General features: G+C 44.2%; 25 protein-coding genes. 17 read left to right on the forward strand and 8 right to left on the reverse strand.

Translation table 11 applies throughout. The features are described 5' to 3' along the window. Nucleotides 1-53: 53 nt before the first annotated feature. Nucleotides 54-755: a histidine phosphatase family protein gene (locus NSQ57_RS02830; RefSeq protein ID WP_029515948.1), complete on the forward strand. Its 702-nt coding sequence runs from the start codon at nucleotides 54-56 to the stop codon at nucleotides 753-755. A gap of 82 nt (nucleotides 756-837) precedes the next feature. Here the strand turns inward: NSQ57_RS02830 and mscL are convergent, their stop codons facing one another. Further along, the gene (gene mscL, locus NSQ57_RS02835; protein ID WP_029515947.1) at nucleotides 838-1,332 is read right to left on the reverse strand and encodes a large conductance mechanosensitive channel protein MscL; all 495 of its coding nucleotides are present in this window, start codon (nucleotides 1,330-1,332) and stop codon (nucleotides 838-840) included. Between the two features lie 151 nt (nucleotides 1,333-1,483). On the opposite strand from mscL, the gene NSQ57_RS02840 reads away from it, so the two are divergent. Beyond that, entirely contained in the window at nucleotides 1,484-1,927 is a 444-nt protein-coding gene (locus NSQ57_RS02840; RefSeq protein WP_039270408.1) for a carboxymuconolactone decarboxylase family protein, read from the forward strand. A gap of 18 nt (nucleotides 1,928-1,945) precedes the next feature. After that, nucleotides 1,946-2,899 (forward strand): sigma-70 family RNA polymerase sigma factor, encoded by a 954-nt coding sequence (locus NSQ57_RS02845; protein ID WP_318627617.1) that lies wholly within the window; start codon nucleotides 1,946-1,948, stop codon nucleotides 2,897-2,899. Nucleotides 2,900-3,083: 184 nt separating this feature from the next. On the opposite strand, the gene NSQ57_RS02850 is transcribed toward NSQ57_RS02845, so the two are convergent. The 5 genes from NSQ57_RS02850 to NSQ57_RS02870 all read right to left on the reverse strand — a co-directional run bounded on the left by NSQ57_RS02850 (nucleotide 3,084) and on the right by NSQ57_RS02870 (nucleotide 7,464). Then, complete coding sequence (locus NSQ57_RS02850) at nucleotides 3,084-3,422, reverse strand: hypothetical protein (RefSeq protein WP_029515944.1); 339 nt, start codon at nucleotides 3,420-3,422, stop codon at nucleotides 3,084-3,086. A gap of 258 nt (nucleotides 3,423-3,680) precedes the next feature. Beyond that, nucleotides 3,681-4,364: an MOSC domain-containing protein gene (locus NSQ57_RS02855; protein WP_039270413.1), complete on the reverse strand. Its 684-nt coding sequence runs from the start codon at nucleotides 4,362-4,364 to the stop codon at nucleotides 3,681-3,683. 554 nt (nucleotides 4,365-4,918) lie between these two features. After that, complete coding sequence (locus tag NSQ57_RS02860; protein ID WP_029515942.1) at nucleotides 4,919-5,200, reverse strand: hypothetical protein; 282 nt, start codon at nucleotides 5,198-5,200, stop codon at nucleotides 4,919-4,921. 30 nt (nucleotides 5,201-5,230) lie between these two features. Next, on the reverse strand, nucleotides 5,231-6,382 hold the full coding sequence (locus NSQ57_RS02865) for a glycosyltransferase (RefSeq protein WP_342425604.1): 1,152 nt from the start codon (nucleotides 6,380-6,382) through the stop codon (nucleotides 5,231-5,233). A 44-nt stretch (nucleotides 6,383-6,426) separates the two neighbouring features. Further along, complete coding sequence (locus NSQ57_RS02870; RefSeq protein ID WP_342425605.1) at nucleotides 6,427-7,464, reverse strand: serine hydrolase; 1,038 nt, start codon at nucleotides 7,462-7,464, stop codon at nucleotides 6,427-6,429. A gap of 364 nt (nucleotides 7,465-7,828) precedes the next feature. Here NSQ57_RS02870 and NSQ57_RS02875 point away from each other — a divergent pair, with 364 nt between their 5' ends. From NSQ57_RS02875 to NSQ57_RS02885, 3 genes are all read left to right on the forward strand, one after another. Next, complete coding sequence (locus NSQ57_RS02875; RefSeq protein WP_007428354.1) at nucleotides 7,829-8,017, forward strand: hypothetical protein; 189 nt, start codon at nucleotides 7,829-7,831, stop codon at nucleotides 8,015-8,017. A gap of 105 nt (nucleotides 8,018-8,122) precedes the next feature. Continuing rightward, entirely contained in the window at nucleotides 8,123-8,905 is a 783-nt protein-coding gene (map, locus tag NSQ57_RS02880) for a type I methionyl aminopeptidase (RefSeq protein WP_238794841.1), read from the forward strand. Nucleotides 8,906-9,497: 592 nt separating this feature from the next. Beyond that, nucleotides 9,498-10,010, forward strand: coding sequence for a GNAT family N-acetyltransferase (locus NSQ57_RS02885; protein ID WP_342425606.1), 513 nt, complete (start codon nucleotides 9,498-9,500; stop codon nucleotides 10,008-10,010). On the opposite strand, the gene NSQ57_RS02890 is transcribed toward NSQ57_RS02885, so the two are convergent. Then, nucleotides 9,999-11,258: a DUF438 domain-containing protein gene (locus NSQ57_RS02890; RefSeq protein WP_029515937.1), complete on the reverse strand. Its 1,260-nt coding sequence runs from the start codon at nucleotides 11,256-11,258 to the stop codon at nucleotides 9,999-10,001. The genes NSQ57_RS02885 and NSQ57_RS02890 overlap by 12 nt on opposite strands. Before the next feature lie 14 nt (nucleotides 11,259-11,272). Beyond that, a complete protein-coding gene (locus NSQ57_RS02895; protein WP_029515936.1) occupies nucleotides 11,273-11,500 on the reverse strand; it encodes a DUF1858 domain-containing protein in 228 nt (75 codons plus the stop codon). Nucleotides 11,501-11,735: 235 nt separating this feature from the next. On the opposite strand from NSQ57_RS02895, the gene NSQ57_RS02900 reads away from it, so the two are divergent. The 11 genes from NSQ57_RS02900 (at nucleotide 11,736) to NSQ57_RS02950 (ending at nucleotide 24,076) form a co-directional block, all read left to right on the forward strand. After that, the gene (locus tag NSQ57_RS02900; protein WP_029515935.1) at nucleotides 11,736-12,455 is read left to right on the forward strand and encodes a hypothetical protein; all 720 of its coding nucleotides are present in this window, start codon (nucleotides 11,736-11,738) and stop codon (nucleotides 12,453-12,455) included. Between the two features lie 41 nt (nucleotides 12,456-12,496). Then, the gene (locus tag NSQ57_RS02905; protein ID WP_039270421.1) at nucleotides 12,497-12,898 is read left to right on the forward strand and encodes a GntR family transcriptional regulator; all 402 of its coding nucleotides are present in this window, start codon (nucleotides 12,497-12,499) and stop codon (nucleotides 12,896-12,898) included. Between the two features lie 41 nt (nucleotides 12,899-12,939). Further along, the gene (locus NSQ57_RS02910) at nucleotides 12,940-13,875 is read left to right on the forward strand and encodes an ABC transporter ATP-binding protein (RefSeq protein ID WP_185156356.1); all 936 of its coding nucleotides are present in this window, start codon (nucleotides 12,940-12,942) and stop codon (nucleotides 13,873-13,875) included. 2 nt (nucleotides 13,876-13,877) lie between these two features. Continuing rightward, entirely contained in the window at nucleotides 13,878-14,780 is a 903-nt protein-coding gene (locus NSQ57_RS02915) for an ATP-binding cassette domain-containing protein (RefSeq protein WP_029515932.1), read from the forward strand. Then, complete coding sequence (locus NSQ57_RS02920) at nucleotides 14,773-16,092, forward strand: ABC transporter permease (RefSeq protein ID WP_069010900.1); 1,320 nt, start codon at nucleotides 14,773-14,775, stop codon at nucleotides 16,090-16,092. The genes NSQ57_RS02915 and NSQ57_RS02920 overlap by 8 nt, the downstream gene beginning before the upstream one ends. 1,847 nt (nucleotides 16,093-17,939) lie before the next feature. Then, complete coding sequence (locus NSQ57_RS02925; RefSeq protein WP_340954051.1) at nucleotides 17,940-18,710, forward strand: SDR family oxidoreductase; 771 nt, start codon at nucleotides 17,940-17,942, stop codon at nucleotides 18,708-18,710. Nucleotides 18,711-18,953: 243 nt separating this feature from the next. After that, nucleotides 18,954-19,274: a thioredoxin gene (gene trxA / locus NSQ57_RS02930; RefSeq protein WP_340954053.1), complete on the forward strand. Its 321-nt coding sequence runs from the start codon at nucleotides 18,954-18,956 to the stop codon at nucleotides 19,272-19,274. An 80-nt stretch (nucleotides 19,275-19,354) separates the two neighbouring features. After that, nucleotides 19,355-20,008 carry a metalloregulator ArsR/SmtB family transcription factor gene (locus NSQ57_RS02935; protein ID WP_340954055.1) on the forward strand — a complete coding sequence of 218 codons (654 nt, stop codon included), beginning with the start codon at nucleotides 19,355-19,357 and terminating at the stop codon, nucleotides 20,006-20,008. A 555-nt stretch (nucleotides 20,009-20,563) separates the two neighbouring features. Beyond that, nucleotides 20,564-22,060 (forward strand): MFS transporter, encoded by a 1,497-nt coding sequence (locus tag NSQ57_RS02940; protein WP_340954057.1) that lies wholly within the window; start codon nucleotides 20,564-20,566, stop codon nucleotides 22,058-22,060. A gap of 253 nt (nucleotides 22,061-22,313) precedes the next feature. Then, a complete protein-coding gene (locus NSQ57_RS02945; RefSeq protein ID WP_340957543.1) occupies nucleotides 22,314-22,736 on the forward strand; it encodes a thioredoxin family protein in 423 nt (140 codons plus the stop codon). Nucleotides 22,737-22,984: 248 nt separating this feature from the next. Next, nucleotides 22,985-24,076, forward strand: coding sequence for an FAD-dependent oxidoreductase (locus NSQ57_RS02950; RefSeq protein WP_341038640.1), 1,092 nt, complete (start codon nucleotides 22,985-22,987; stop codon nucleotides 24,074-24,076). Nucleotides 24,077-24,195 lie beyond the last annotated feature (119 nt).

A 24,195-nucleotide genomic window follows, 5' to 3' on the forward strand; every position in this document is an offset into this window, starting at 1 on the left:
GATGAAATGAGATAAAGCGATCCTGTCGCCATTCATAGGAACGGAGAACAATGATGAGATTGTATATTATCCGACACGCAGACCCCGATTACCCCAACAACACCATCACGCCGGAGGGGCATTTGGAAGCCCAGGCACTAGCCAAGCGGCTTTCCAGTCACGGACTGGATCGAATTTATGCCTCTCCTTTGGGGAGGGCTTTGGATACGATGCGCTACACCGCCGACTCTCTGGGTATGACTCATGAAGTAGAACACTGGACGCAGGAGCTGGCTCTAAAGCTGGAGGAAACCCCATACGGCCGTCTTTCCCATTGGGATTTGCCTGGTGAAGTGATCCGTTCCGAGTTGCCCCTGCCGACTCATGACTCTTGGCAGGAGATTTCCTATTATCAGGGAACGCAAAGCCCTGAAACCTTCGAGCGGCTGAAGCTTCATTCCGATGAGTTCCTGAAACGGCAAGGCTTTGAGCGGGTGGAGGGCAGGTACCGGATTCTGAAGCACACTGAAGATCAGGTGGCGGTATTTTGTCATGGCGGCTTCGGGCTGACTTGGCTTGCTCATCTGTTGGAGTTGCCATTGGCCTTGGTCTGGTCCGGTTTTTGGATGCCGCCTAGCTCCGTAACCACGATCTTGTTTGATGAGCGCTCCCAAGAATGGGCAGTTCCCCGTTGCATCGGCTTCGGTGATGTTTCCCATCTGTACGCTGAGGGCTTGCCCGTCAGACCCCGTGGCATTATCACCAATTTCAACTAATTGAATTTTCTATACATGCCAAAACGGCTTAAGACGATAGAGCGTCTTAAGCCGTTTATTGTAGTCATATAAGTGGGTTGAGTCAGCGTGCTTCCACGTACCCTTCCAGCTTGGAAGTGCAATGTGCGCAACGGGTAGCGGCTACAGGAATTTCGGATAGGCAATGTGGACATTCCTTGATCGTTTTTTCCTGAGGAGGTTTTTCTTCCTCTTTGCGTTTCAGCATGTTAATCCCTTTGACCAGCATGAACACACAGAAGGCCACGATCAGAAAGTCCAGCAGGACGTTAATGAACTGACCATAGGCGAGGACCGCGATCCCTGCTTCTTTGGCCTGTGCCAAAGTCTTGCGTGTACCGTCACCATTTAAAGGATCAGCAGCTTGTAAAGCTACATACAAATCTGGAAAATTCATACCTCCCAGAAGCTTACCAATCGGAGGCATAATAATATCGTTTACCACAGAAGTGACAATTTTGCCAAACGCTCCACCGATGATAACACCGACCGCGAGGTCAATCACGTTACCCCGTACAGCGAATTCCTTAAATTCTTTTATAATACCTTTTCCGCTCATGTGAGTGCTCACCTTCTTTGCATAAAATCATTTATCTATAATACATGCTATGTCAATTGAGGGCAATTCCCAATTGATGTATTGCACTTTGTCACAAAATCACATGTTCATTTGTCTTCTATATGTAAACCAATAATGGAGGCGATGTATCGTGAGTTTAAGATTCAATCACAGAACAGTGAGTCCTAGTACGTTCAAGGCGATGATGGAGATGGAGAAATATATTTCCGGTCGTTTTACAGACAAAGTATTGTACGAACTACTGAAAATTAGAGTATCCCAAATCAATGGATGTTCCTATTGTCTGGATATGCATGCGAAGGATCTGCTCAAGCTGGGGGATTATGCTGACCACATTTTGCAGCTAGCCTTATGGCGGGAGGTTCCTTTGTTCACGGAAAAAGAACGTGTTATGCTTGAATTAGCCGAAGCGGTTACTCGTATCTCAGAACAAGGGGTACCTACAGATTTGTATAATCGGGTCAGAGAGCATTTTACCGAGGAAGAATACGTAGATTTGATAACCGCAGTTAACGTGATTAACAGTTGGAACCGGATTGCAATTGCAACGGGCATGTATCCGGGCATTCTTTAATGAACAGGGGGCTATGCTTTGTCTGGCAAAGAACATAGAATTGAACAAGAATCGGTGGATGTAAGTCTGGAAGAGCTGTATCAGAAATATCGCAAATATTCTTTTGCCATTGCTTATCGCATGCTTGGAACGGTTACAGATGCCGAGGATGTCGTTCAAGACTGCTTTGTCGAGCTGAAGGATAAGCCCCTGGATAATATACACAATCCCAAAGCCTATGTGGCCAAAATGACGATGAATCGGTGCCTGAATCTACTGAACTCTGCACGTAAGCAAAGAGAGACATATGTAGGACAGTGGCTGCCGGAGCCGTTGGGTGAAAGCGCAGATCTCCCTGCGGATTGGTTAGAGCGTAAAGATATGATATCTTACGCTTTTCTGGTTTTGCTGGAGCAGCTAAAGCCGATAGAGCGGGCTGTTTTTGTGCTGAGGGAAGCTTTTCAATATGATTACAAAGATATTGCGGAATTGCTGGGGAAGACGGAGAGCAACTGTCGTCAGTTGTTCAGTCGCTCCCGTCGTATTCTATCTTCCGGAGAATCTGCTTTTGAGGCTCAGTCCAGTCGCAATGTGAATAACTCATCCCGAATAAAACTACTAGAACGTTTTACAACAGCTTTTCTTGCCTACGATGTGACTGCTATGCTGGAACTACTGGCTGAACAACCTGTATTTGTGTCAGATGGCGGAGGTAATGTGCATACGGTGATGAGGCCGATGGTTGTACGCAAAGGTGTTCTTGCCCTGTTGACTTCTCGTCGGGTATTAACCGTTTTACGAGAAAGAGATGTGTGCCATACCGTCATCAATGGCGAGGTCCAGCTGGCATTTCTGGAAGACGGAAAAGTGAGAGAAACCTTATGTCTCATACTGACACCGGACGGGGAGCATATTCAGAATTTTTATTTAATGGTTAATCCAGATAAGCTGGGACACATCCATATAGACGAGGATTTTGCAAAAATCCCATAAGCGACTTCCAATGACTAAGATATAGATCGAAATGGTTTAGTTCGTCTATATCTTGCACTCCGGAGCGACTGGAATCGAATTTTTCAAAGTCCTGATAGGACAGAAGAAGCTAGTGTAAAAAAATGAACTGCCCAAACATAAAAAACCTTGATTCCTTGCTTAGGATCAAGGTTTTTTGCTGTTTTCATAACTGCCGGGCTTGATGAAGAGCCAGATCGCCTATCCAGGGAAGCTTGAGCCACTTTCCTTGTCCCGCACGAATTAACAAGATAATCCACAAGGCAAGGCCTGCCAGCGTTAGCAGGGAAGCGAAGAAAGGACCGAGTAGGGGGATGAATCCTACCAGCACATGTCCGATCATGAGGGCTACAAAAAGAAGTATGGATTGCAGTGCGTGAAATAATACGAATCGGCTTTTCTTTTCCAGCATGACAAAGGCCAGCGCGCCAATAAAGGCGAACAAATAGCACAGGACAGCTGCTATATTTTCATCCAATCCTGTGGAAGACTTATAGACTGACATGTCAGGCATATCCTCCTTTATAAAAGATTCAAGCTAAGTCTCCGTACTATACAAGCTATGAGGACAGGATTGAAGGATATGCCCGATCACGGTAAAAAAATTGGCTCTACACAAAGGATAAGCGGTCAAGCGAATGGATATACTCGAATTTGGCGATAACCTTTGGACTGCGCTTCTGTCGCATCGCCCACAAGCTTCGCAGATTCGATGTTCGACTGCAGCCAGACGAGCTTGCAGACTCATTGAACCACTTCCATCTTACGAATTGCCTGATAGTCTTTCCCGAGAATCCGTTTCGGTTCCCGCCAAACGTTTTAGAAACGTATTTCTCCAGTTTAAGGACAATTCTTCCACTTCGAGAATTTGCTTAATACCCTCGATATGATTCTTCTCTTGATGCATAATTCGATTGGCAAATGAAACCGTAATTGCTTTCGGATGGCGATGAAGGAGGGATAGTCCGTCGGCTTTAGAGGCAACTCCCTCTTCCAAAACGCGGAAGTAGAATCCCGTGTGGCCTGTTTGCTGTACCTTCAAGGGCATGTCCGGTACGCCGTACTTGATGGACAACTTGTAGCAAGGCTGTCTCGGTTGGCTAACTTGAACGATAGCTTTGCCAAGCTTAAAGACGTCTCCAATGCAAACGTCGGATTCTAGCAAACCCTTTATCGTTAAATTTTCCCCGAACGCGCCGTAATCGAGCGGTCTCCGCAATTCATTTTCCCAGAACGGATAGTGCTCGTAGGGATAGACGCATACAGCTTTCTCTTTACCCCCGTGATGAACTAGATCGCCCTGCCCATCCCCTTCGAAGTTTAGATAAGATAAATACAAATATTCATCTGTGGCCGACTTGAATATCCCCGTAGAAACGTCCTTCTGATTAAACTGGATCTGCTTGGGCATGCCGACATTAAGTGAAAGGATTTTAATAGATGCCATTCGGATCACCCCTACTCCAAATTTTGGTCAACGAGTTTTGCTAGATGCTTCTATATACCGCGTTCCTGCATATGTTCGCCCGCCTGAAGCGAGAATTTCTATGATGACTACGCCTTATTACATTTCGGTAATTCCTCTTTTGACTCTGTTCGTCCCCGTTTCCATTTTACACTCCTCTATGCGCTATTTGCGAATTTTCGATGAGTCTCCGTTAATGGGATAGAGTCCTTTTTGGGCAACTCATCGTTCCGGGAGCGATTTCTCGTTCGAACATACCCGATCTCGGTAAAAAAATGAATTAGAGAATGTGTATAAAAATACGAAAAAGGCTGAACGAAAAGAATTCGTTCAGCCTTTTAAACGGTTATGCACATGTTTTGCACATGTTGTATACACTTTATCCACCACATATTAATATTTATCCACAGAAATAACATTATTTATACACAAGTTGTGCACAATCTGTAGATAATATTACGATAATTCATACTTTGCACACAGTTTGTCCACAAACTATCAACATATTGGGTGTAATTGTGGATATACTTTCGTAATTATCGGTCACCAGTTTTTAAATGGCGGCGTGGATGTGTGATTTTACCCATTTTATTCTTGTCATCCTCTTTGGGGATAAGTCGTTCATCGGTACGTCCCTCGTGATGGTTATCAAAGGCATATTCGGTCATTTTCCACTCGGAAGTACCCAAAACTACATCAGCGGGAAAATGCTGGCCTCTGTGCAAATGCTGCTCATGTCCATCCTCATCAATATAAACACCGTCCACTTCTACCTTATCACCCGTTAGTGGGAGTAAATCCTTTCCTTTGCGTTCCATTGGTATCCCCTCCGTCTGGCTTATTCTCCGTTAATTTGTCCGGACGGAGGTTCTTTTATCCACAAGCTGATGCAAAATATCCTCGGCAATTTGGTCTGCGGGATGAGGTTTGCGAAGTAGCTTAATCGCCTGCGTCATCTCTCCAGCAAGAGAGGGGATGGAAATCAGGTCGAGACAATGCTGAATCAGCTCCTCCGTAGTGCGAGCAATCCGGGCAGCTCCTTTTTGCTGCAAATATAGAGCATTATTTAGCTCCTGACCGGGTACGGGCTTGAACACAAGAATAGGCAAACCGGATGCAATGCTTTCTGAGAGTGTAATGCCGCCCGGCTTCGTAATCACCAGATTGCTCGCACGCATAAGTGCTGGAACAAAGTCCACGAATCCATAGGTGTAAATGTCCGGGTAGTCTGCATACAGCGCATCCAATTCTGCCTTCAGTTGCTGGTTACGACCGCAGACGATGAGTAGCCGCAACTGAGGAAGCTGGCTTAATTGCTGACAGATATCCATTATGCCGGATAGCACACCATAGGCGCCAGCCATAATGAGTAGCGTAGTAGTCTCAGCCTGTAGGGGTGGGATTAGCTGTTCTTGAACAGGCGCTTCGTCGGCAGACATGTTATAAAAAGAAGCGTGGATCGGAATGCCCGTCGCGGCAATGCGTTCGATCGGTATTCCCCGCTGGGCAGCTTCCTGCTGCATATCCTCAGTGGCTACATAGTAGCGGTCAATATCGGGATGCAGCCAGCGCCCATGCAGATCGAAATCCGTAACCACGTTGACAATCGGCAAATGCATTCCCATTTTGCGACGTAACGCCGGAAGCGCGAGCTGCGGGAATGTATGTACTACGAGGTCGGGCAACTCCTTTTTCAGTGTGAGCGTAAGTTGACGCATTCCGAATGAATGCAACACATGGCCGAAGGCCGATGTAGCCTGCATACCGCGCGTGATGTTATAGACCCATCCGTAAAGCTGTGGAATGGTTTTGAAGCTTTGCATATATACAAATTTGGTCAGACTGTTCAACCAGGGATGAGATTCAGCCATTAGGTCAAGTAGTCGTACCTCGCAGTGTCCGAGTCTTCGCAAACTGTCCTTAATTGCCCGGGCGGCCTGTACATGGCCTTCCCCGTAACTGGCGTACAATATTAGAATTTTTGGTGGTGAGACTTCCATGATTGTTTAGCCCCCTATATTCAATAAGCACATTGAAGCTCATTTCAGGAACGTTCCAAGTTGAGGGAGGATACGGCTGGCAAAACGTAACGCTCCAGTAGTGTTCGCGGATTTTTCCAACGGCTCACCTTGCTGTCTGCTGTAAATACCGCGACTGCGTTCGCTTCTGGCACAAGATAAATTTGCTGTCCTCCATGTCCGTGTGCACACGCGTAGTTGATGCCGTGGAGTCGTCCTGTCCACCATTGGAATCCGTAATCCCCGAATTCTGGATAGCCTTCGACCTGTCGCTGTGTCGCCTGATGCAGCCAATCGGCCGGTATCAATTCTTTTTCGTTCCAGCTGCCTTGATGAAGGCAGCAGTCGCCGAATTTAGCCATGTCACGCGACGTCAGATATAGCCCGATATGTCCCATGGTGTAGCCCTCTGGATCTTGTGCCCAACCACTTCTCCCAAAACCTAAGGGTTCGAACAGATGCTGGAGAGCGTACGTATAGGCGTCAATCCCACAACAATGGGTCAGTAGCACGGACAGCAAGTGCGAATCAACACTGCGATATTGGAATACACCGAGTTGATCCTCCTGTACAGGTAAGCGCAGGGCAAAGGACGGCCAGCTTTTGCTGCGATGAAAACGGTGGATAAAAGCTTCTCCGAGCTTTTTGCCTGTCTGCCAATACAAGCCGGATGTCATGGTCAACAGATGGCGAATCGTAATCTGCTCTAGCAGTGTTTCCTTCCGCCTAGGTAAATACTCAGGCAACAGCTTATGTACAGCCGTCTCTGGCCCGGGCATATCACCGCGAGCCATAGCTATGCCGATGAGCGTGGAAGTGAAGCTTTTGGTCGCGGATCGCAAATCGTTCAGAGAGCTTGCTTCATGACCGTTGTAATAGCGTTCCCAGATCAGTTTACCGTGGCGCAGCAGCAGGAAGCTGTGCATTTTAGGAAACTTGGCTTGAACTTCACGGTCTGCCTGATCAAGTAAGGAGGCATTGATGCCCTCCTCTTCACAAGTTCCTATGTTCAGGGCAGACATACGGGCAACAGGTGCAGTGAACAGCGGAGCATAGCGGCTCATCCTTTTCCCTCCTTGTTATGTTTATTTATTTTACCCCAAACACATACACTCCAAAAACCGATAAATAAGGTATACCCTCTGTGCAACAGCTGATGTAGTACCCCAAATGACATGATGCGTAAAAGATAGGTAAAATCAATGTAAATTTACTGGAAAGCTGAAAGCTGTATCTGAATATGTTATAATGGGGTAGTGATTCAGCCAAAAGAAAATCGGTTAATACAAGTGTCAGGTACATGCCTGCCTAAGGCGTTCCCGACCTAAGCTGCAATTAGACATACTACTTCACTGCATAAGGACATCAATACTTTTCGGCATTCTCTTCAACGGAGCACTTATTTTCAACGTTTTGGGAGGGAGTTACATGGCAACGAAAGGTCACAATGAAGTAAAGGAAAGTCTGCGGGAAATGACTCGAATTTTCCGGCCTAAGGATCCCAAAAAATTTGTAAAGGAATATGTGCGAAAATACCGGATTACAGGAGGGTATGAGGAAGAGTTGACCATGGTGGTGGAAAACGAACTCGGTCGCATAAATTCTTCAGTATCTTAAAGGGTTCGATTACCCGAAAAACTAGAAATACGACTTTTATAAACCGTCTATCCACAGAGGAGACGGTTTTTTTGTGTCTGCCCTGCATACAATGGGATAGGTTTAGTGTATTTGTATGCTCAAAGGAGGCGGATTCCAATAGAGATAGCGATACGAACACCGGAGGAAATCGGCTACATGAGGGAGGCCGGGCGTATTTTAGCAGATTGTCATCGTACGCTGGAAAGTCGTATTCTTCCGGGAATCACAACGCTTGAAATCGACGCTTGGGTGGAGCAGTTTTTAAACAAGCGCGGAGCCACGCCTGAACAAAAGGGCTATAAAGGTTTCCCTTATGCCACCTGCGCTTCGGTCAATGAGGTGGTGTGCCATGGTTTTCCCTCGGAGCGGGTGCTTCATGATGGGGATATTGTGACCATCGACATTGTGGTTAACAAGAACGGTTGGCTGGCTGACCGAGGATGGACCTATGCGGTAGGTAACATTAGCCGCCCGGTAGCGAGACTGTTGCGGCAGACCCATAAGGCACTGATGGGCGGTATAGAGGTTGCCCGTCCGGGGAGGACATTGGGGGATATCGGGCATGCTGTGGAAAAAGCGGCAGGCTGGCGGCGGTTCGGCAACGTCAAGCCTCTGATCGGGCATGGCATTGGCCGCCAAATGCATGAGCCGCCAGAGGTTCTGCACTACGGTCGTCCCAAAACGGGATTACCCCTGCGCGAAGGGATGGTGATTACCATCGAGCCGGTATTTACCCTAGGAACCGAGGGGGCCGTGCTCTGGGGGGACGATGGCTGGACCATCAGCACAGCAGACGGCAGTTGGGGAGCCCAATACGAGCACACGATTGCGATTACAAAGAACGGCCCTTATATTTTGACCTCGTAAAAGCGAGTTGTGCCATAGGGAGTCAATGTGCGGGTCCTTTGCATAAGGCTCTCTAGGTAAGTTTTTTTCAGGATGATGCATTCATCGGAAACAGCCATCACAATTCCCGCCACTTTGCCGTCCAGTCCTGGAAAAAAGCAGATACAGAGAATAAGCGCGAGAATTGCAAAGCTACAGAAAACAGCCTACCGATAAAGATAGGTTTGGTAGCATCACGATAATACGTATGGACGAGCTGAATGTCATCCATGCCGTTCGGTGCTTGTTAATAATAAGTCCCTGATATATGTTACGGACAGCTACCCATATGTATAGTAAAGTAAGAACCTGAAATACGTTCTTGGTAGGTTCGATCAATTCGGGGACACACCAAATACATATTGAAAGACCAGATTGCCTACGGGCGTCAACCCGATACTCCAGCCTATGATCAATACAGCTACAGCCACGAACGTACATAAAATGAAACAATTTTATTCAAGTCGAATCCTTCAGGAATGAATGAATAGCAGTGAACATTTTTATTATAGATCAAGATTCGGATCGTCGGTATATGGAAAGTATAATATTGGAAACTAGGAGTGGAACTCACATGATCATCAGGGAAGCAACGATATCAGATGCCGAGGGCATCGCCAAGGTGCACGTAGATTGCTGGAGGACGACGTACAAAGAAATAATGCCTGCCCAGGTTCTGGAACAGCTTTCCTATGAGCAAAGAACAAAACTGTGGAATGGGAATCTATCCAGTGAAGACGGTCATCGGGTATATGTTGCTGAAAATGAGAAGGGGGAAATCATCGGATTTGTGAGTGGGGGTCCGGAAAAGTCAGGTGAATATCCCCCGTATGGGGGAGAAATAACGGCAATTTACGTTTTGAGTGAATACCATAGTTTAGGCTTGGGGAAGAGACTATTTTTACGTCTGCTTCAACATTTCAATAGTATGGATATTCACTCTGTGATCGTATGGGTGCTAGCAGATAATCCAGCATGTACCTTTTATGAAAGGTTGGGAGCCAAACTTATAGTAGAACAACATATTATAAGTTTGGGTGGCAAAAATCTGAACATGGTGGCTTACGGTTGGATACTATTCGGATAGAATACGCTTTTGTCCTTCCAAGGCACGAATGGGTGCGATATTTTGCGTAAATTCCAACGTTCCCAGATAGCGGCCCTCTGCATCACGGATGGCAAAATAACGAATGTAGACAAATTTATCCTTGATTGGAATCCAAAAATCTTCAACATCCTTGCGGCCTGCCTTAAAATCTTCCAGCAGCTTCTCAACGACATGCACGCTTTGGGGTGGGTGGCAATTCTGTACGGTACGACCAATGACGGCTTTCGTGCGCGCGAAGATTCGTTCCTTACCATGGGAAAAATAGCGAACAACATCATTTTCATCGATAAAGGTCAGGTCAACAGGTAGATGGTTCAACAGCAGTTCCAATTGTTGTACGGATACAATCCCTGTCTCGAATCGCACGAAGCCTTGCGGTGTTCCTGATGTGCCTTCCGTTTGCTCAAGGGCTTCTGCAGGCTCCTCTGCCCGTTCGGGTATCCATTCGCGTTCGGGGGCGGTCAGGCAGAATCCAATTTCCTCGCTTTCCCGGGCTATTTTCAGCCATTCATCCTCTGTCAGCTTACTGAGTGCCATCGGCAGCAAAATATTCTCTTCCTTGAATATCATTTCATTTACTTCACTCATGATATGGGCAAGCGCCTTCCCAATCTGTTCACGATCCCCGTTATATTCGGCGAGCAGACTCTTCGCTTCCTTAATCGCGGCACGAATGCCGTCGTCCACACCCCACATGACTTTGGTCGGGCCAAAAATTCCATAGCGTTCTAGATAAGGAAAGACCAAGTTTTCTTTACGACTGTAGTGCTTGTCGAGATCCATTAGCAGACTTAAATCCTCAAGCAGCTTGTAAATAACCTTGGGACTGTCCTCCTTTTGAAATTGCTCTGCATGCAATGCCAACTTAAAGTTGACCAGTCGTTCGATCTCCCGATTTTCCAGCTTGAATGTGTGGACAGGATGTCCCGGTTGTTCCTCCGGTCCTGAAGGACGGTGAATATCCTCGATGGAGCCCTTGAAGATCGAAGTATGCACGGAACAGAGCCGCTGAACTTCCGATACGGGAATTCCCTCCTCGGTCATCAGTGCGTGCTCCATAGCTGAAATTTCCGCCACACTTACTCCGCCAACAGCCTCTGCAAAACGCGCTTTCACCTCTTCGACGCTTTTCCCGGCATGTAATTCTTTTATAATTTCCTTCAGTGTTCGTTGACGTTCTGTTAATTCCTGTGCTGTATGTTCACGGTTGTTAATTAGCTCGCTCATGATCGTTAGCTCCTTTATTTTTGAATGGTAAAACCATGTTGCAAAAACGTGCGTTCCACGGTTTCCATAGCTACTTTTTTCAATGCAATACCTTTGGACAATGTCATAAAACGACCTGCGGTTTGTAACATGCCAGGCTTGGCGATATCATGAAAACCCAGCTCTACCATAATGTCCTTCACTTCGGGATAACGGTTAACAAGGTTAAAAATCGGTTCATCCCAGTGCAGTATCTTATCCATTTGTTCATCCCCTTGATTGAGAACGTTTATCATTTACAGAGTATCATAGGTCCTGACGAGCTATTGTGATTGTACGCACAATTTACATTCAGGTATTGACAGTTGTAATTCATGGTTTATATACTGTGTATAAAGATATATACAGTGATAACACTGATTACTTTAATAATAACTTCGTATGAAGAGAGAACGAGGTCGTCATTACAGGCAGTGCAGAAGGGATCAGGATAAGAAAATGACAATCATCAAGCAGGCATGGAAGATTACCCGGCAGGATTTTCGCAACAATCCATATGTTATGCTGTGGACATTGCTGTTTATTGCGTATTTGGGATTTACCATGAGTTTTGCTGTAAGTGTGCATTGGGATGAACGTGGAAACTTGAGTCCGGTAGCCGATTTTATCATGCTGGTGTTGATTCCGTTTCTCGGATACATTTATAACCGCCGTGCATTTAAATATCTTCAGGAAGATTCCTATACGCATATGCTAGCCTTTTTCCGCACCTTGCCTATACCGATGAATGCGGTGATTATGAGTCGAATTCAACAGGCGCTTTTGGCGTTTGTTGTGAATAGTGTGATATTTTTCACTCTATTGTTTACGTTGTCAGCTACGTTTCGGGTATATGCCAGTACAGGTTTCTTTGTATCGTTTGCACTTACCTGGATAGGCTACGGAATGCTGATTCAAGCCATTTATATTCATTTGGAATTTCTTAAAAAAGGTAAATCCTACTTTTGGCTATCCATTGTCATCATGCTAATTTGTGGGATAGTTACGATTATAGTTCGAGTATGTGGGGCCAATCTGGTATCGATAACGGCATTTTACAGCAAGGAATGGCAGCTGTTGTCTCCGGTGATGTGGGGAGCGCTGCTGGCAGGAGCTCTGGGTATGTGGATGTCCTACAGGGTGACACAGCGTAAGCTTATGAAACGGGATTTAACTTAGCGGTATGTGTACAAAGATAGATAAAAAGGGGGGAGAAGCAGGTGAATATACCAGTGCAAATTGATGAGAATAGCGCGGAACCGCTGTATGCGCAGATTGAAAAGCAACTTCGCTCACTCATCGTAACCGGACAGATTGCAGCGGGAACGCTGCTTCCCTCCATTCGGGAGTTCGCAGGGACGCTCCGCTGCAGCGTCATCACCGTCCGGCGGGTCTATCAGGATTTGGAGAACGAAGGCTTGCTTCGTACCCGGCAGGGAACAGGCACCTTCGTAGCTCTGGTCGAAGACGATAAGCGCTCAGGTTACCGCCTTAAAGCAGTGACCGAGGCGTTGGAAACGGCGATTGACACAGGCATCGCTGTACAGATGACAGAACAGGAATTGTTGGAGCTTTTCGCAGAAATGGTGAAGAGAAGGTATGAAGTCCAAGTGAAGGAGTGACGCCCGTGAAAAACGATGTAAACCATCATGTGGAAGTTCCTATGGGGATACAGATAAAAACACCCATTATTGAGATGAGCCAAGTCTATAAAACTCGAGGTAACCGGGAAATTGGACCGATTAATCTAACCATTGAACCGGGATATGTAGTCGCTTTGGCTGGACATAACGGATCGGGCAAAAGTACATTGATTCATCTGCTGACTCAGCTTATCCACCCGGATTCCGGTGAAATACGTTGGTTCGGTCAAGCGTATCCGGACGGCATGCCGGCAGATACACGACAATGGGTTGGGTATATGTCAGAGCAGCCGACCCGTGAGGAAGATCGACTCACAGCAGAAGCAGCAGCGGCGTTTCGAGCCTTGTGGTATCCCGGCTGGGATGAAACACGTTTTCAGCGTCTGATGGAACGATTTCAGGTTCCTCAGCATACGAAATTATCGCGCATGTCCAAGGGAGAGCGCCGTAAGTTTGAACTGGCTGCAGCCTTGGCGCCTCACCCTCGTTTGTTGCTGCTGGATGAGCCTTCGTCGGGTTTAGACCCTTTTGCCTGGAAAATCATGCTGGAGGAACTGCGGGATTGTATGGAGAACGGCAAAACGACGGTCATTATTGCCACTCATATCATAGACGAGATTAAGCGTTTGGCGGATTATATTGTCCTGATGCATGATGGCAGGCTGCTCGGCAAGCTGGAAAAAGACCATTTGCTCGAAAATAGCAAAGAAATGTGGTTTGAAGGCACACCGGAGGAGGCATCGGAACTTCCGGGTGTTGTAGAGATGGAGAGCGAAGGCGGATTGCAGCGAATTGTAACGTTGGCAGCCGGAGAGACCAGCGCCATCTTGGAACAAGCGGGCATCCGCCCCATCCGTGTGCGGCGTTTGGAACTGGATGATATTTTAGTACATTGGTCTGCGGGACAACTATCAGAAGATGCGGAGACATACACGCAGAAAAAAGGAGCGGAGTAATCATGAACATGCTGGAATTGAAAGAGGTCGTGAAGCAATATGGGAACCACACGGCGGTGAACGGAATTTCGCTGAATGTGAACGGTGGGGAGATTTACGGACTACTGGGAGGCAATGGAGCAGGCAAAACGACAACGATGCGCATGGTGCTCGGTCTGATTTACCCTGATGGAGGTAACATTCAATATGAGGGCAAGCCCTACAGCAAGGAGCTTCAGCGGACGATGGGCTATTTGCCCGAGGAGCGAGGGTTGTACCCCAAGGTGAAGGTGAGCGAGCAAATTAACTATTTGGGCAGGTTGCGCGGAATGTCGGCTAAGGAGGCGGACAAAAGTCTACGCTACTGGCTGGAGCGCTTTGGAGTGCCCGAATATTACGACAAGCGGATTGAGGAGCTATCCAAGGGAAATCAGCAGAAAATGGGCTTTATTGCCGCCGTTGTGCATCGCCCGACGCTGCTCATTTTGGATGAGGCCTTTAGTGGGCTTGATCCGGTAAACGTTGAATTGCTTAAGGATACGGTGAAAGAGCTGCGGGACGATGGGGCTGCGATTTTATTCTCGACCCACCGCATGGAGCATGTGGAGGAACTGTGCCGCCATATTACGATTTTGCATCGCTCAAATACAGTTGTGCAGGGAAGTGTGCAGGAGATTAAGGGCCGTTACCCGCGTGAAAAAGTTCGTCTCATCACTACAGGTGAAGTGAACGGACTGGAACAGCTGCCCGGCGTGCGCCGTGTAGAGCCTATGGATCGCGGCTGGATGCTGCATATTGAGCAGCCGAATGCGGCGAAGTTGGTATTACAAACGGCGTTGGAGCAAACGGATGTAGAGCATTTTGAGATCAAGGAACCGACGCTGAACGAGATTTTCATAAGAGAGGTGGGTGATTCCCATGAATAGACTGGGTACGGTAATCGGTTTTACGTTTCGTCAGAAGGCGAGAACCAAATCTTTTATCATTACAACGCTGGTACTGGCCTTGCTCATTACGCTTGGTATGAATCTGCCATATTTGATTTCTTTGTTTAAAGCAGATGGGACAGGAGGTTCGGGCACGACGGCAGCCGAGCATCATCGCTTGGGACTGATTGCCGGGAGCCGGATAGAAGTGGCGAATCAACTGGAGAAATTCACCAAGGAGCAATCCAACCCGGCAGCCATCTGGAAGCGTTATGACAACGTACAAACACCAGCCATGCAGCAAGCCTTGAAAAATGGGGAGCTGCAAGGTTACGTACAGTTCACGGAGCCTACCGACAAGGGAGACACGTTTCCTAAAGTGGAATATGTCTCTGTAGAAAAAGAGCCATCTCCTGCTGTAATTACATTGTTGCAGACGGGACTTCAGGAAGCTAAGGTCAAAGCCATTATGGGCGGCAATGCATTGACCAGTGATCAAATTCGTGAGATTAGCACACCTGTAATAGTGGACAGCAGGGAAGTAGACGGTTCGTCTGAGGCAGGGGGAGCTGTGGGGACAGAGGAAAAAGAGACCTCTATGATTAACTATGGTTTGGTCTATGTACTGATGATTTTATTCTTCACCTCCTCCATGATGACGGGGAATATGATTGCTGCAGAGGTGACATCGGAAAAAAGCTCACGTATCATGGAGATTCTCATCACAAGTGTCTCACCGTTGACCCAGATGTTCGGAAAAATTATCGGCATTTTCCTGGTCGGCCTGCTGCAAATTGCTGTCTTTGCAGCCGCTGTATGTGCCAACCTTATGCTGCCGCATAATAATGTCATTCTTAGCTCAGCCGGGCTGGATCTGTCGCAACTGAATATCGCGGTGTTGGGTTATGGTCTGGTATTCTACATCCTCGGCTACTTTCTCTACGCAGTACTGTTCGCCGCGGTGGGCTCCATTGTTAGCCGTACCGAGGAGTTGGGACAGGCGATCATGCCGATTACCGTGCTGTCACTAGCAGCCTTTTATATCGGTATCTTCAATATCGCCGCATCTGATACGATTTTCGTAAAGGTTGCCGGGTACATCCCATTTTTCTCGCCAACCGTCATGCTGTTGCGGATTGGTCTGGAACGGGCGAGCCTGCTGGAAATCTGGCTGTCACTTGGTATTCTGGTCGCCTCCATTTTGCTGTTCGGTTGGCTGGCCGCCAAGATCTACCGTACGGGTGTCTTAATGTATGGTAAACGTCCTTCGTTCAAAGAGCTAAGAAAAGCTATGAAGGCTTACAAGATTTAAATTTTTAGCAATACATGTGGTTTATAACATCAATTGAGACTAATTTTATTATTAAATGAGACTGTTTATACCATCTAAATGAGACAGTCAATATCCCCGAAAACCCAATGAAATCAGGAATAAAGGATAAGTGAATACAAAATTATCAGTGAATAAATAATCTAAGTATTCTTATTTTATGGTGAAAAAGGATAGCCTTTTTTTTATAACAAGAAGTGAGACAAACATTAACTGAAGGGAGAATTACCTTTGCTCGCTATAATAAAATTATGTTATATACATTTTTAGCAACAGGACAATCTAATATCTAACCTAAAAAGCCCCGTTGAAAAGGGGCTTTTTTACTTTATGTATAGCTGATTGAAATGGCTACCCGTTTCAGAAAAATGTTGCACTCATTCTAATTTCATCCTGTTATTTGGAGAATGCATCTTTGGTACCTAGGCTTTAACTTACTGAGATATTTAGAAAATTAACAGGCCTGTTTATAGATTGAAATTTTTAAGTTGGGGCGAAACCATCTCATCAGTTTTTTCATTTTGTTGATTAATTTCTAATAAATATTAGATTGAATTCATATGTCTATTTCCTTGTCTAAATGGGTATACTGATTCTAAAATAGAGGGAGGAGATTAAGATTAATTATAAAGATATATATAATTTACATATTCAGCTTCTTGATGTATATGAGAGGAATCAAACGTATCGCCATCCTTATCAAAAGGAAATTAATTTTTATGAACGACAGCTTAACTTTTTTTGTGAAAATATCGTACAAAAGGTTTTCGTTTTAAACCAACTAATAAAGATTTATGAGAAGAATAGAGAGCCTCAAATTAAGTGGTGCTCAGAGACTTATTATTCAAAACAGCATGAAGATATTAAAAAAACAAATTGAGAGATTATAAGATCAGTGAGTGGTTCCATTTCATCGTAATTGAAAATGGCTCAGCATGAACAAATAATCCAAAGTGGAAATATTCAAGGAAAGCAAAATCACAGATGAGTTCCCACGTTGGGATTCGATTCTGTGATTTTGCTCTTGTTTCACGAGCGAACCCTAACTAGATAATGAATTCACAGGTTCATTATCTAGAATGATATTGAATTATGGGGACTATTATAAAATTACAACAAAAGTTACGGCTAGTAGCAGCCTAGCAGAAGACGAAATTCCTGGCCTAGAACCTGCTTCTACAAGCTGACACCATAGTTTAAATTTTCGGGATGAGTTGACCGCCTATGCAAGAAGTTGGATCGGTGCTACAACAATCTAGAAGAGGTGATAAGTCAAAGTGCGTTGCAACTAGATAATTTATCCATGGTTAGCTTAAAGGACAACAAGCCAAGTTCAATCTGATTCATGATGGTAGCACCTAGACCATGATAGTTTTGGACGCCTTTCTTGTGGTTTGCAGTTTAGGTCGGTTTTCGGGACTGTTTACAATGCCTGATAAGTCGGTCGAATTATCATTTTACTCACTTCTTCTCTGTTTTGAAACTAAATGTTTGGGTTTGGAAGATCGGTTCTACTTTCTCTGAAAGTAAATCGACAATATTATTTCAATCACGGACTTGGTACCATCCGAGATGAAGAGGCTTTAGTTTGTTAGCACCGAAAACGCATTAGGAATGGTGTTCAAGTGTAAAACAAGACCTCTCTATGGTGCTGGTCACGCAAAGTCTATCTTTCGATTAAAGAGGGGAATAAGGAAATGAAAATTGGTGAACTATAAGATAGGCCGTTTCTGATTTCTCTTTGAATACTTTGTTATAGAGGTACATCCTTAGTCAGTATTTTGAGCCAGATACTTATGAAAATTAATGAAAACGAGGAGATGCGTAAGATGAAATTTGAGAATAAAACGGTTATTGTCACTGGCGGAGGAACTGGAATCGGAAAAACGACAGCGCAAAGATTTTTTGAGGAAGGTGCCAATGTCGTCATTAATGGCCGCCGTGAAGAGGTTCTGAAACAAACCGCTTTAGAGATTGATCCATCAGGAAAAAAGGTATTGCCCGCTGTGGGTGACATCAGTCTGCCTGAAACTTCGAAAAAAATAGTCCAACTGGCCGTCGAATCTTTTGGCGGCATTGATGTACTGGTTAACAACACAGGGAAATTTAACCCGACTCCTTTTCTGGAGCATACACCAGAGGATTTACAATCTTATCTGGATACCATTGTGAAAGGGACGTTTTATCCCTCTCAAGCTGTCATTCCCGAATTGAAAAAAAGAGGGGGAGGAGCGATTGTTAATACGGGCTCGATGTGGGCGATCCAAGCAGTAGAAGCAACGCCGTCATCTGCTTACTCGGCCGCCATGGCAGGACGGCACGCCCTGACTCGAAATTTGGCGATTGAATTCGCTGGGGATCACATCCGAGTGAACGCTGTAGCACCTGCCGTTGTTGAAACACCGATTTATAACACCTTTATGAGTGAAGAAGAAGTGGCTAAAGTGCTTCCTGGGTTTAACGCCTTTCATCCGATCGGACGGAATGGCACCCCTCTGGATGTAGCAGAAGCCATACTATTTCTTGCCAGTGACTCGGCTTCATGGATTACAGGAATTGTCATGCCATTAGATGGCGGAGTTACAGCTCGTTTGAGATGAGTATACTCAGGGCTCAATCAAATGTTTGTAACTACACATTAAAAAAGAAGTCGCAGAAGTGCCTCCGAGCTTTAATGTGCCCCCAAACCGTATTTCATCAAAAAACTTTAAAGTAATGAAAGTTAGTGAATGATGGGAAAATACAACTTGACGGGACATTTTTATTATACTATAATTCAATCAATCAATTGAATATTTGATTGATTTTAAAGTATTTTAAAAATTTAAGGGAGGTCTTTCTTTATGGGAGCAATAACATTAACGAAAGAAACATTTCATAATCAAATTCAGTCGGGAGTAACTTTGGTCGATTTCTGGGCTCCTTGGTGTGGTCCATGTAAAATCCAGCTTCCGATTGTAGAGGAATTAGCTGATGAGCTAAAGGGACAAGCAACACTGGCAAAAGTCAATGTCGACGAAGAGGCAGAACTGGCCTCGCAATTTGGTATCAGAAGTATCCCTACTCTTCTTTTGTTTAAAGAGGGTAAACTAGCTGATACGATGGTGGGAATTAACCAAAAGCACATACTAAAAGAAAAAATTGAAAATCTGGCAAGCAAGTAACACCAATAAAATAGATTAAAATCGGCAATGCTTTAACTGAGTAGTTGCCGATTTTTAATAGGACTTGAAAGGAGGTTTGTATGATGCACTCGCAATCAGAAACGTCCATTAAAGAAAGATTATATCAGCAATATGCCCGTATCGGAAAATGTTTGTCCAGTGACAAGCGGCTCGAGCTTTTGGATTTACTTTCCAACGGCCCTAAATCTGTTGAGCTTTTAGCCCAACATACGGGTATGAGTGTTGCCAACGTATCACGGCATCTTCAAATCTTGTTGGATTCGCGCCTAGTGAAATTCAGAAAAGAAGGGACCTACGCGATTTATAGTCTAGAAGATCCTGTAGTGACCGAGTTTTTAGTTGTCTTATGGAAGCTCTGTGAGAATCGGCTTTCCGATATACCTCGTATTAAAGAAGACCTGCTTCATCAATATGAAGGTATTCAGACGATTGCAAAAGAAGAATTGATCAAAAGAATGGCTTCAAACTCGATCGTTGTTTTGGATATCCGTCCTAATGACGAGTATGAGGCAGCGCATATAAAAGGTTCAATATCGGTACCGATGGAAGAACTCGATGCATACCTTCAAACGCTGCCTAAGCAAATAGAACTTGCAGTGTACTGTAGAGGTCCCTATTGCGTGAATACAACGGAAGCTGTGGAACATATAAAGAAGAAAGGATTTACTGCTTATAGGATTGATGAGGGGGTACAGGAGTGGAATTTGAATTAAATATTATTTGTGATGAACTAATTCAAAAAAGGTACTGGCTACAATATGAACAATCATTACCGATTCTTTTGAAGAACTAAATTTAAGGGAATTTTGAACACTTCGCCCATCTCAATAGGGATTGATATATTAATAGAATCACTTAACCTTGCTTGACATATGGAATACCTAACACTATAATTCAATTATTCAATTGAATATTTCGATATATTAAAAAAATAAAACATGAACAAGTCGATGATTTGATTGAAGGAATAGGTTCTGAGGACTGACGCAGCTATTTTTCTGTCTATTGCAAATATAAATCTACTCGTCATTAAAGATAGAGAACCTGAGCAGGCGATTAACCACAACGACGGAAATTAGAACTCGAATAGATGGACAACATGCAAAACAGACCGAATGCATAAACTTCCCTCTATCTTCAATATGAAGTGTTTTTTCAGAGATTCGTGAAATTTGGGATCAGCTTAACTTTGTTTCAACATAAAGGTGGAAATTATGGATGTGATGATAGAAAGTTGACATCCACAACGGAGAAAAGGAAGTGAAATAATGTCAAATCAAAAATATAGAATTGATAAATCCATTATCAATGAAGAAAGGCAAATTAATCGTTCTGAACATTCTAATGAGACGCAAGAACATGGAACGATATGGAGCGTTAGGACATGGATACTCCTTTTGGTCGTATCTAGTGCACTTTTCCTTGACGGAATCGACCTATCGATGGTCAACATTGCTCTGCCCTCCATCGGAAGTGAACTACACCTTTCAACGGGAACACTACAATGGATTGTTAATGCGTATATCTTGGGTTACGGAGGATTTCTTCTCCTGGGCGGACGAGTTTCAGACTTAATCGGACGTCGCCAAGTTTTTCTCATCGCTGTTGCTGTATTTGGGTTAGCCTCGATCGTTAGTGCATTAATGAGCAACGAGATGACACTCATCGCTTTGCGACTCGTAAAGGGGATAGCAGCAGGATTCACGGTACCTGCGGGAATGTCGATTGTTAGCACAACGTTTGCCGAGGGACCCGCCAGAATGAAAGCACTAAGTATTTATTCGATTTTCGGAACAACCGGTTTTGCACTAGGCCTTGTACTCGGGGGTGTTCTCACTGAACTCGGCTGGCGTATTACTTTATTTGCTCCTGGGCCACTTGCTATCATCATTTTCCTTTTAGGATTGCGATTGATTCCACGTTCAACACGGGAACGTGTCACTTTTAAGCAATTTGATCTTTGGGGAGCACTTACTATTACAGGATCTTTACTGCTATTAGTATACGCCCTCGTTGAAGCTCCAATTCAAGGTTGGACGAGCTTTTGGACGATTGCATTACTTGTCGCAAGCGTAGCCCTGATGGTGGCCTTCGTTCTGGTAGAACGAAAACATCCTCACCCCCTCGTCCGGATTGGCATTTTACGGTCAGCAACACTTCGCAACGCGAATTTGGCGGCGATGACCTTGCTTGGTAGCTTTATGGCATTTCAGTTCATCGTGACCATTTACCTCCAAGATTCGCTGCGGTGGGCGCCGCTGTGGGTAGCTTTGGCCTTTCTGCCATCAAGCCTATTCCAGGTCGTTTTTGGTCCTCGAATCGATAAAGTAATGAAACGTCTTGGAACCGTCGTTGCGATACTGATTGGTCTGACATCGGTTTCCGTAGGTTATCTCCTGTTCTTCCGAGTTGATCCGTCGTTACCGTACTGGAACTTCCTTCTCCCAACGATGATCTTAATTGGTATTGGATTCGTTTTGGCCTTCCCTGCGGTGAACGTGCAAGGTACATTCGGGGTAGCCCCACAAGAACAAGGTCTTGCTTCTGGTCTAGTTAACACCAGCTTGCAAATTGGCGGAGCGGTTTCCTTAGCTATTATTACAGCTGTTCTTAACAGTTCGAATGAATCTACTCAGCAGAATCAACTACTGCCTAACATGCATACCGCAATGGCCATTGTTGCAGGCTTGGCATTACTGGGTGTGTTAGCAACGTTAATCCACCTGTTGAACTCATCGAGAGAAAATAAAAAAGAAATAAAATAAAACGAATTTGTGAATGTAATACTACACACCATTTTAAGGCGTCTGTATCGATTTAGGCAAACAGACATTTGGTTAAAAATTTTAAAACAAATCTATTTTGTTATTATTTGATATGTAGGAGAAAAACGACGGTTTTAATTAGACAAACCGTCGTTTTTTAAAATAATTTTCTTGATTGGATATAGTAGCATTATCGAATAGAGAAACCGCAATTTGCTTGGGTCGTCGTGTGACAGGACGGAATAGATCTGTGATGAAATCCATTATTTCTATAGGAAAAAAAGCTTTTGAATTAAATATGGATCGAATTCCACATACAGCAAGGGGATTAGAGATGAAGGATGTCCAAGAAATAACTTCAACGAAAGAAATAGATACGTTTATTCAAAGTAATCGATTAAGCATGTTATATGTATCGCAGGAGGAATGTAATGTATGCCATGCGATTTATCCCAAACTAAAAGAATTACTCAGTAATTATCCAGAAATAAAGCTTGCGCACATTAATGCCACCCAGGTAGAAGAGGTTACAGGTAAATTGTTGACTTTTACAGTTCCCACGATCATGTTGTTTTTTGATCAGAAGGAACATCTCCGCGAAGGACGATTTGTTCAATTTGAACAATTAGAAATAAGATTACAACAACTTTGCAATGCAATAAAACAAAATGATTAAAATAAAACGAATTTTAAATATACATCTCCTAAATTGGAATCATTTGCTTTCAGATTCTCTTTAGTAAAGATGCTATAGATATGATGATTTCCTTCAAAATTTCTTCTATCAAATATTAGAGAAAAAGAAGATCCACACTTGACTTAAAAAGCATAACGACCTAATATTCAATTGTTCAATATAATATTTGAAAAAAGTTTTGATACTCAACATGAACTTAAAATTATCTACAGGAATGGAGAACAGAAATGGAAAATCCGGTGATTATTATTGGCGCTGGTTTAAGTGGTTTGCGAGCTGCCACTTTACTTACAGCACAAGGTATTGAATGTAAGATTTTAGATGCTAGAGATAGGATTGGTGGGAGAGTTTTAAATGCTTTTCATCCAGACAAACCTGAAATGGGGAAATTTGATCTAGGACCCACTTGGTTCTGGCCGAGATATGAGCATGCTATCGCCAATCTCGTTCAGGAGCTAAACCTCGAAACTTTCGATCAGCACACCGAGGGGGCTATGTTATTTGAGCGATACGAGAACCAAGCACCTGAACGCCATATCCTTCCTGCTCACTCAATGGAGAGATCATCACGGTTTACAGGAGGAGTGCAATCTTTAATTGACGCATTATATAGTAAGTTACCACCTGAAATCTTTGATTTGGAAACACGTGTAACGACAATTAAATTAAACGATCAAAACTCTATCACGATAAGTGCAGTACTTTCAGATGGAAAAACAAAAGAATTTATCGCTCGGGCTGTTATTTTAGCATTACCGCCTCGTATTGTTGCACGACATATTACTTTTATCCCTGCATTCTCTCCTGAAATGAACCTAAACCTTATCAACAAACCAACCTGGATGGCAGGGCAAGCCAAAGCTATAGCTGTCTATGATGAGCCTTTTTGGAGAAAAGATGGACTTTCAGGTTTCGTATCGAGTTGGGTAGGCCCTTTGCAAGAAATTCATGATGCTTCTCCCCTTACAGGTTCAGGTGCATTATTTGGTTTCTTTGGTATGCCCTCGAAAGTCCGTCATCATTTAGGGGAAAAGCAGGTTTTAAAGCAGGTTAAAGAACAATTAATTAGGCTTTTTGGCTCTTCGGCAGAAAAAGTAAGGACTATTTTATACAAGGATTGGTCTGTGGACTCTGATACGGCTATATATGAGGATAGTATTCCACTTCAAGACTTCCCGAATTATGGAGAAATACCTGTAGTTGGTGAATGGAAAAACAATATTGTATTCGCTGGAACAGAAACAAGTACTGAGTTTGGTGGACATCTAGAGGGTGCTCTTCAGTCAGCTGAACTTGCAGTCTTAAAAATTATCAATTAAAGAATAAATTAGATGTTCTCAATAAACGATGAATTTCACATTCGTTATCAGGACATAGTAATAAAAAAATATTTATTCAATTATACAATTAAATAATAGAATAAATATTTTATTTGTTT

The sequence above is a fragment of the Paenibacillus sp. FSL L8-0502 genome, from assembly GCF_038593055.1.
Classification (GTDB): Bacteria; Bacillota; Bacilli; order Paenibacillales; family Paenibacillaceae; genus Paenibacillus; species Paenibacillus polymyxa_D.

What these genes read in the sequence shown, in the direction of transcription:
- NSQ57_RS02830 (WP_029515948.1), top strand. Translation starts at nt 54, where the DNA reads ATGAGATTGTATATTATCCGACACGCAGACCCCGATTACCCCAACAAC.
- mscL (WP_029515947.1), bottom strand. Translation starts at nt 1,332, where the DNA reads ATGAGCGGAAAAGGTATTATAAAAGAATTTAAGGAATTCGCTGTACGG.
- NSQ57_RS02850 (WP_029515944.1), bottom strand. Translation starts at nt 3,422, where the DNA reads ATGTCAGTCTATAAGTCTTCCACAGGATTGGATGAAAATATAGCAGCT.
- NSQ57_RS02855 (WP_039270413.1), bottom strand. Translation starts at nt 4,364, where the DNA reads ATGGCATCTATTAAAATCCTTTCACTTAATGTCGGCATGCCCAAGCAG.
- NSQ57_RS02860 (WP_029515942.1), bottom strand. Translation starts at nt 5,200, where the DNA reads ATGGAACGCAAAGGAAAGGATTTACTCCCACTAACGGGTGATAAGGTA.
- NSQ57_RS02865 (WP_342425604.1), bottom strand. Translation starts at nt 6,382, where the DNA reads ATGGAAGTCTCACCACCAAAAATTCTAATATTGTACGCCAGTTACGGG.
- NSQ57_RS02870 (WP_342425605.1), bottom strand. Translation starts at nt 7,464, where the DNA reads ATGAGCCGCTATGCTCCGCTGTTCACTGCACCTGTTGCCCGTATGTCT.
- NSQ57_RS02875 (WP_007428354.1), top strand. Translation starts at nt 7,829, where the DNA reads ATGGCAACGAAAGGTCACAATGAAGTAAAGGAAAGTCTGCGGGAAATG.
- NSQ57_RS02885 (WP_342425606.1), top strand. Translation starts at nt 9,498, where the DNA reads ATGATCATCAGGGAAGCAACGATATCAGATGCCGAGGGCATCGCCAAG.
- NSQ57_RS02890 (WP_029515937.1), bottom strand. Translation starts at nt 11,258, where the DNA reads ATGAGCGAGCTAATTAACAACCGTGAACATACAGCACAGGAATTAACA.
- NSQ57_RS02895 (WP_029515936.1), bottom strand. Translation starts at nt 11,500, where the DNA reads ATGGATAAGATACTGCACTGGGATGAACCGATTTTTAACCTTGTTAAC.
- NSQ57_RS02900 (WP_029515935.1), top strand. Translation starts at nt 11,736, where the DNA reads ATGACAATCATCAAGCAGGCATGGAAGATTACCCGGCAGGATTTTCGC.
- NSQ57_RS02910 (WP_185156356.1), top strand. Translation starts at nt 12,940, where the DNA reads ATGGGGATACAGATAAAAACACCCATTATTGAGATGAGCCAAGTCTAT.
- NSQ57_RS02915 (WP_029515932.1), top strand. Translation starts at nt 13,878, where the DNA reads ATGAACATGCTGGAATTGAAAGAGGTCGTGAAGCAATATGGGAACCAC.
- NSQ57_RS02920 (WP_069010900.1), top strand. Translation starts at nt 14,773, where the DNA reads ATGAATAGACTGGGTACGGTAATCGGTTTTACGTTTCGTCAGAAGGCG.
- NSQ57_RS02925 (WP_340954051.1), top strand. Translation starts at nt 17,940, where the DNA reads ATGAAATTTGAGAATAAAACGGTTATTGTCACTGGCGGAGGAACTGGA.
- trxA (WP_340954053.1), top strand. Translation starts at nt 18,954, where the DNA reads ATGGGAGCAATAACATTAACGAAAGAAACATTTCATAATCAAATTCAG.
- NSQ57_RS02935 (WP_340954055.1), top strand. Translation starts at nt 19,355, where the DNA reads ATGATGCACTCGCAATCAGAAACGTCCATTAAAGAAAGATTATATCAG.
- NSQ57_RS02940 (WP_340954057.1), top strand. Translation starts at nt 20,564, where the DNA reads ATGTCAAATCAAAAATATAGAATTGATAAATCCATTATCAATGAAGAA.
- NSQ57_RS02945 (WP_340957543.1), top strand. Translation starts at nt 22,314, where the DNA reads ATGAAATCCATTATTTCTATAGGAAAAAAAGCTTTTGAATTAAATATG.
- NSQ57_RS02950 (WP_341038640.1), top strand. Translation starts at nt 22,985, where the DNA reads ATGGAAAATCCGGTGATTATTATTGGCGCTGGTTTAAGTGGTTTGCGA.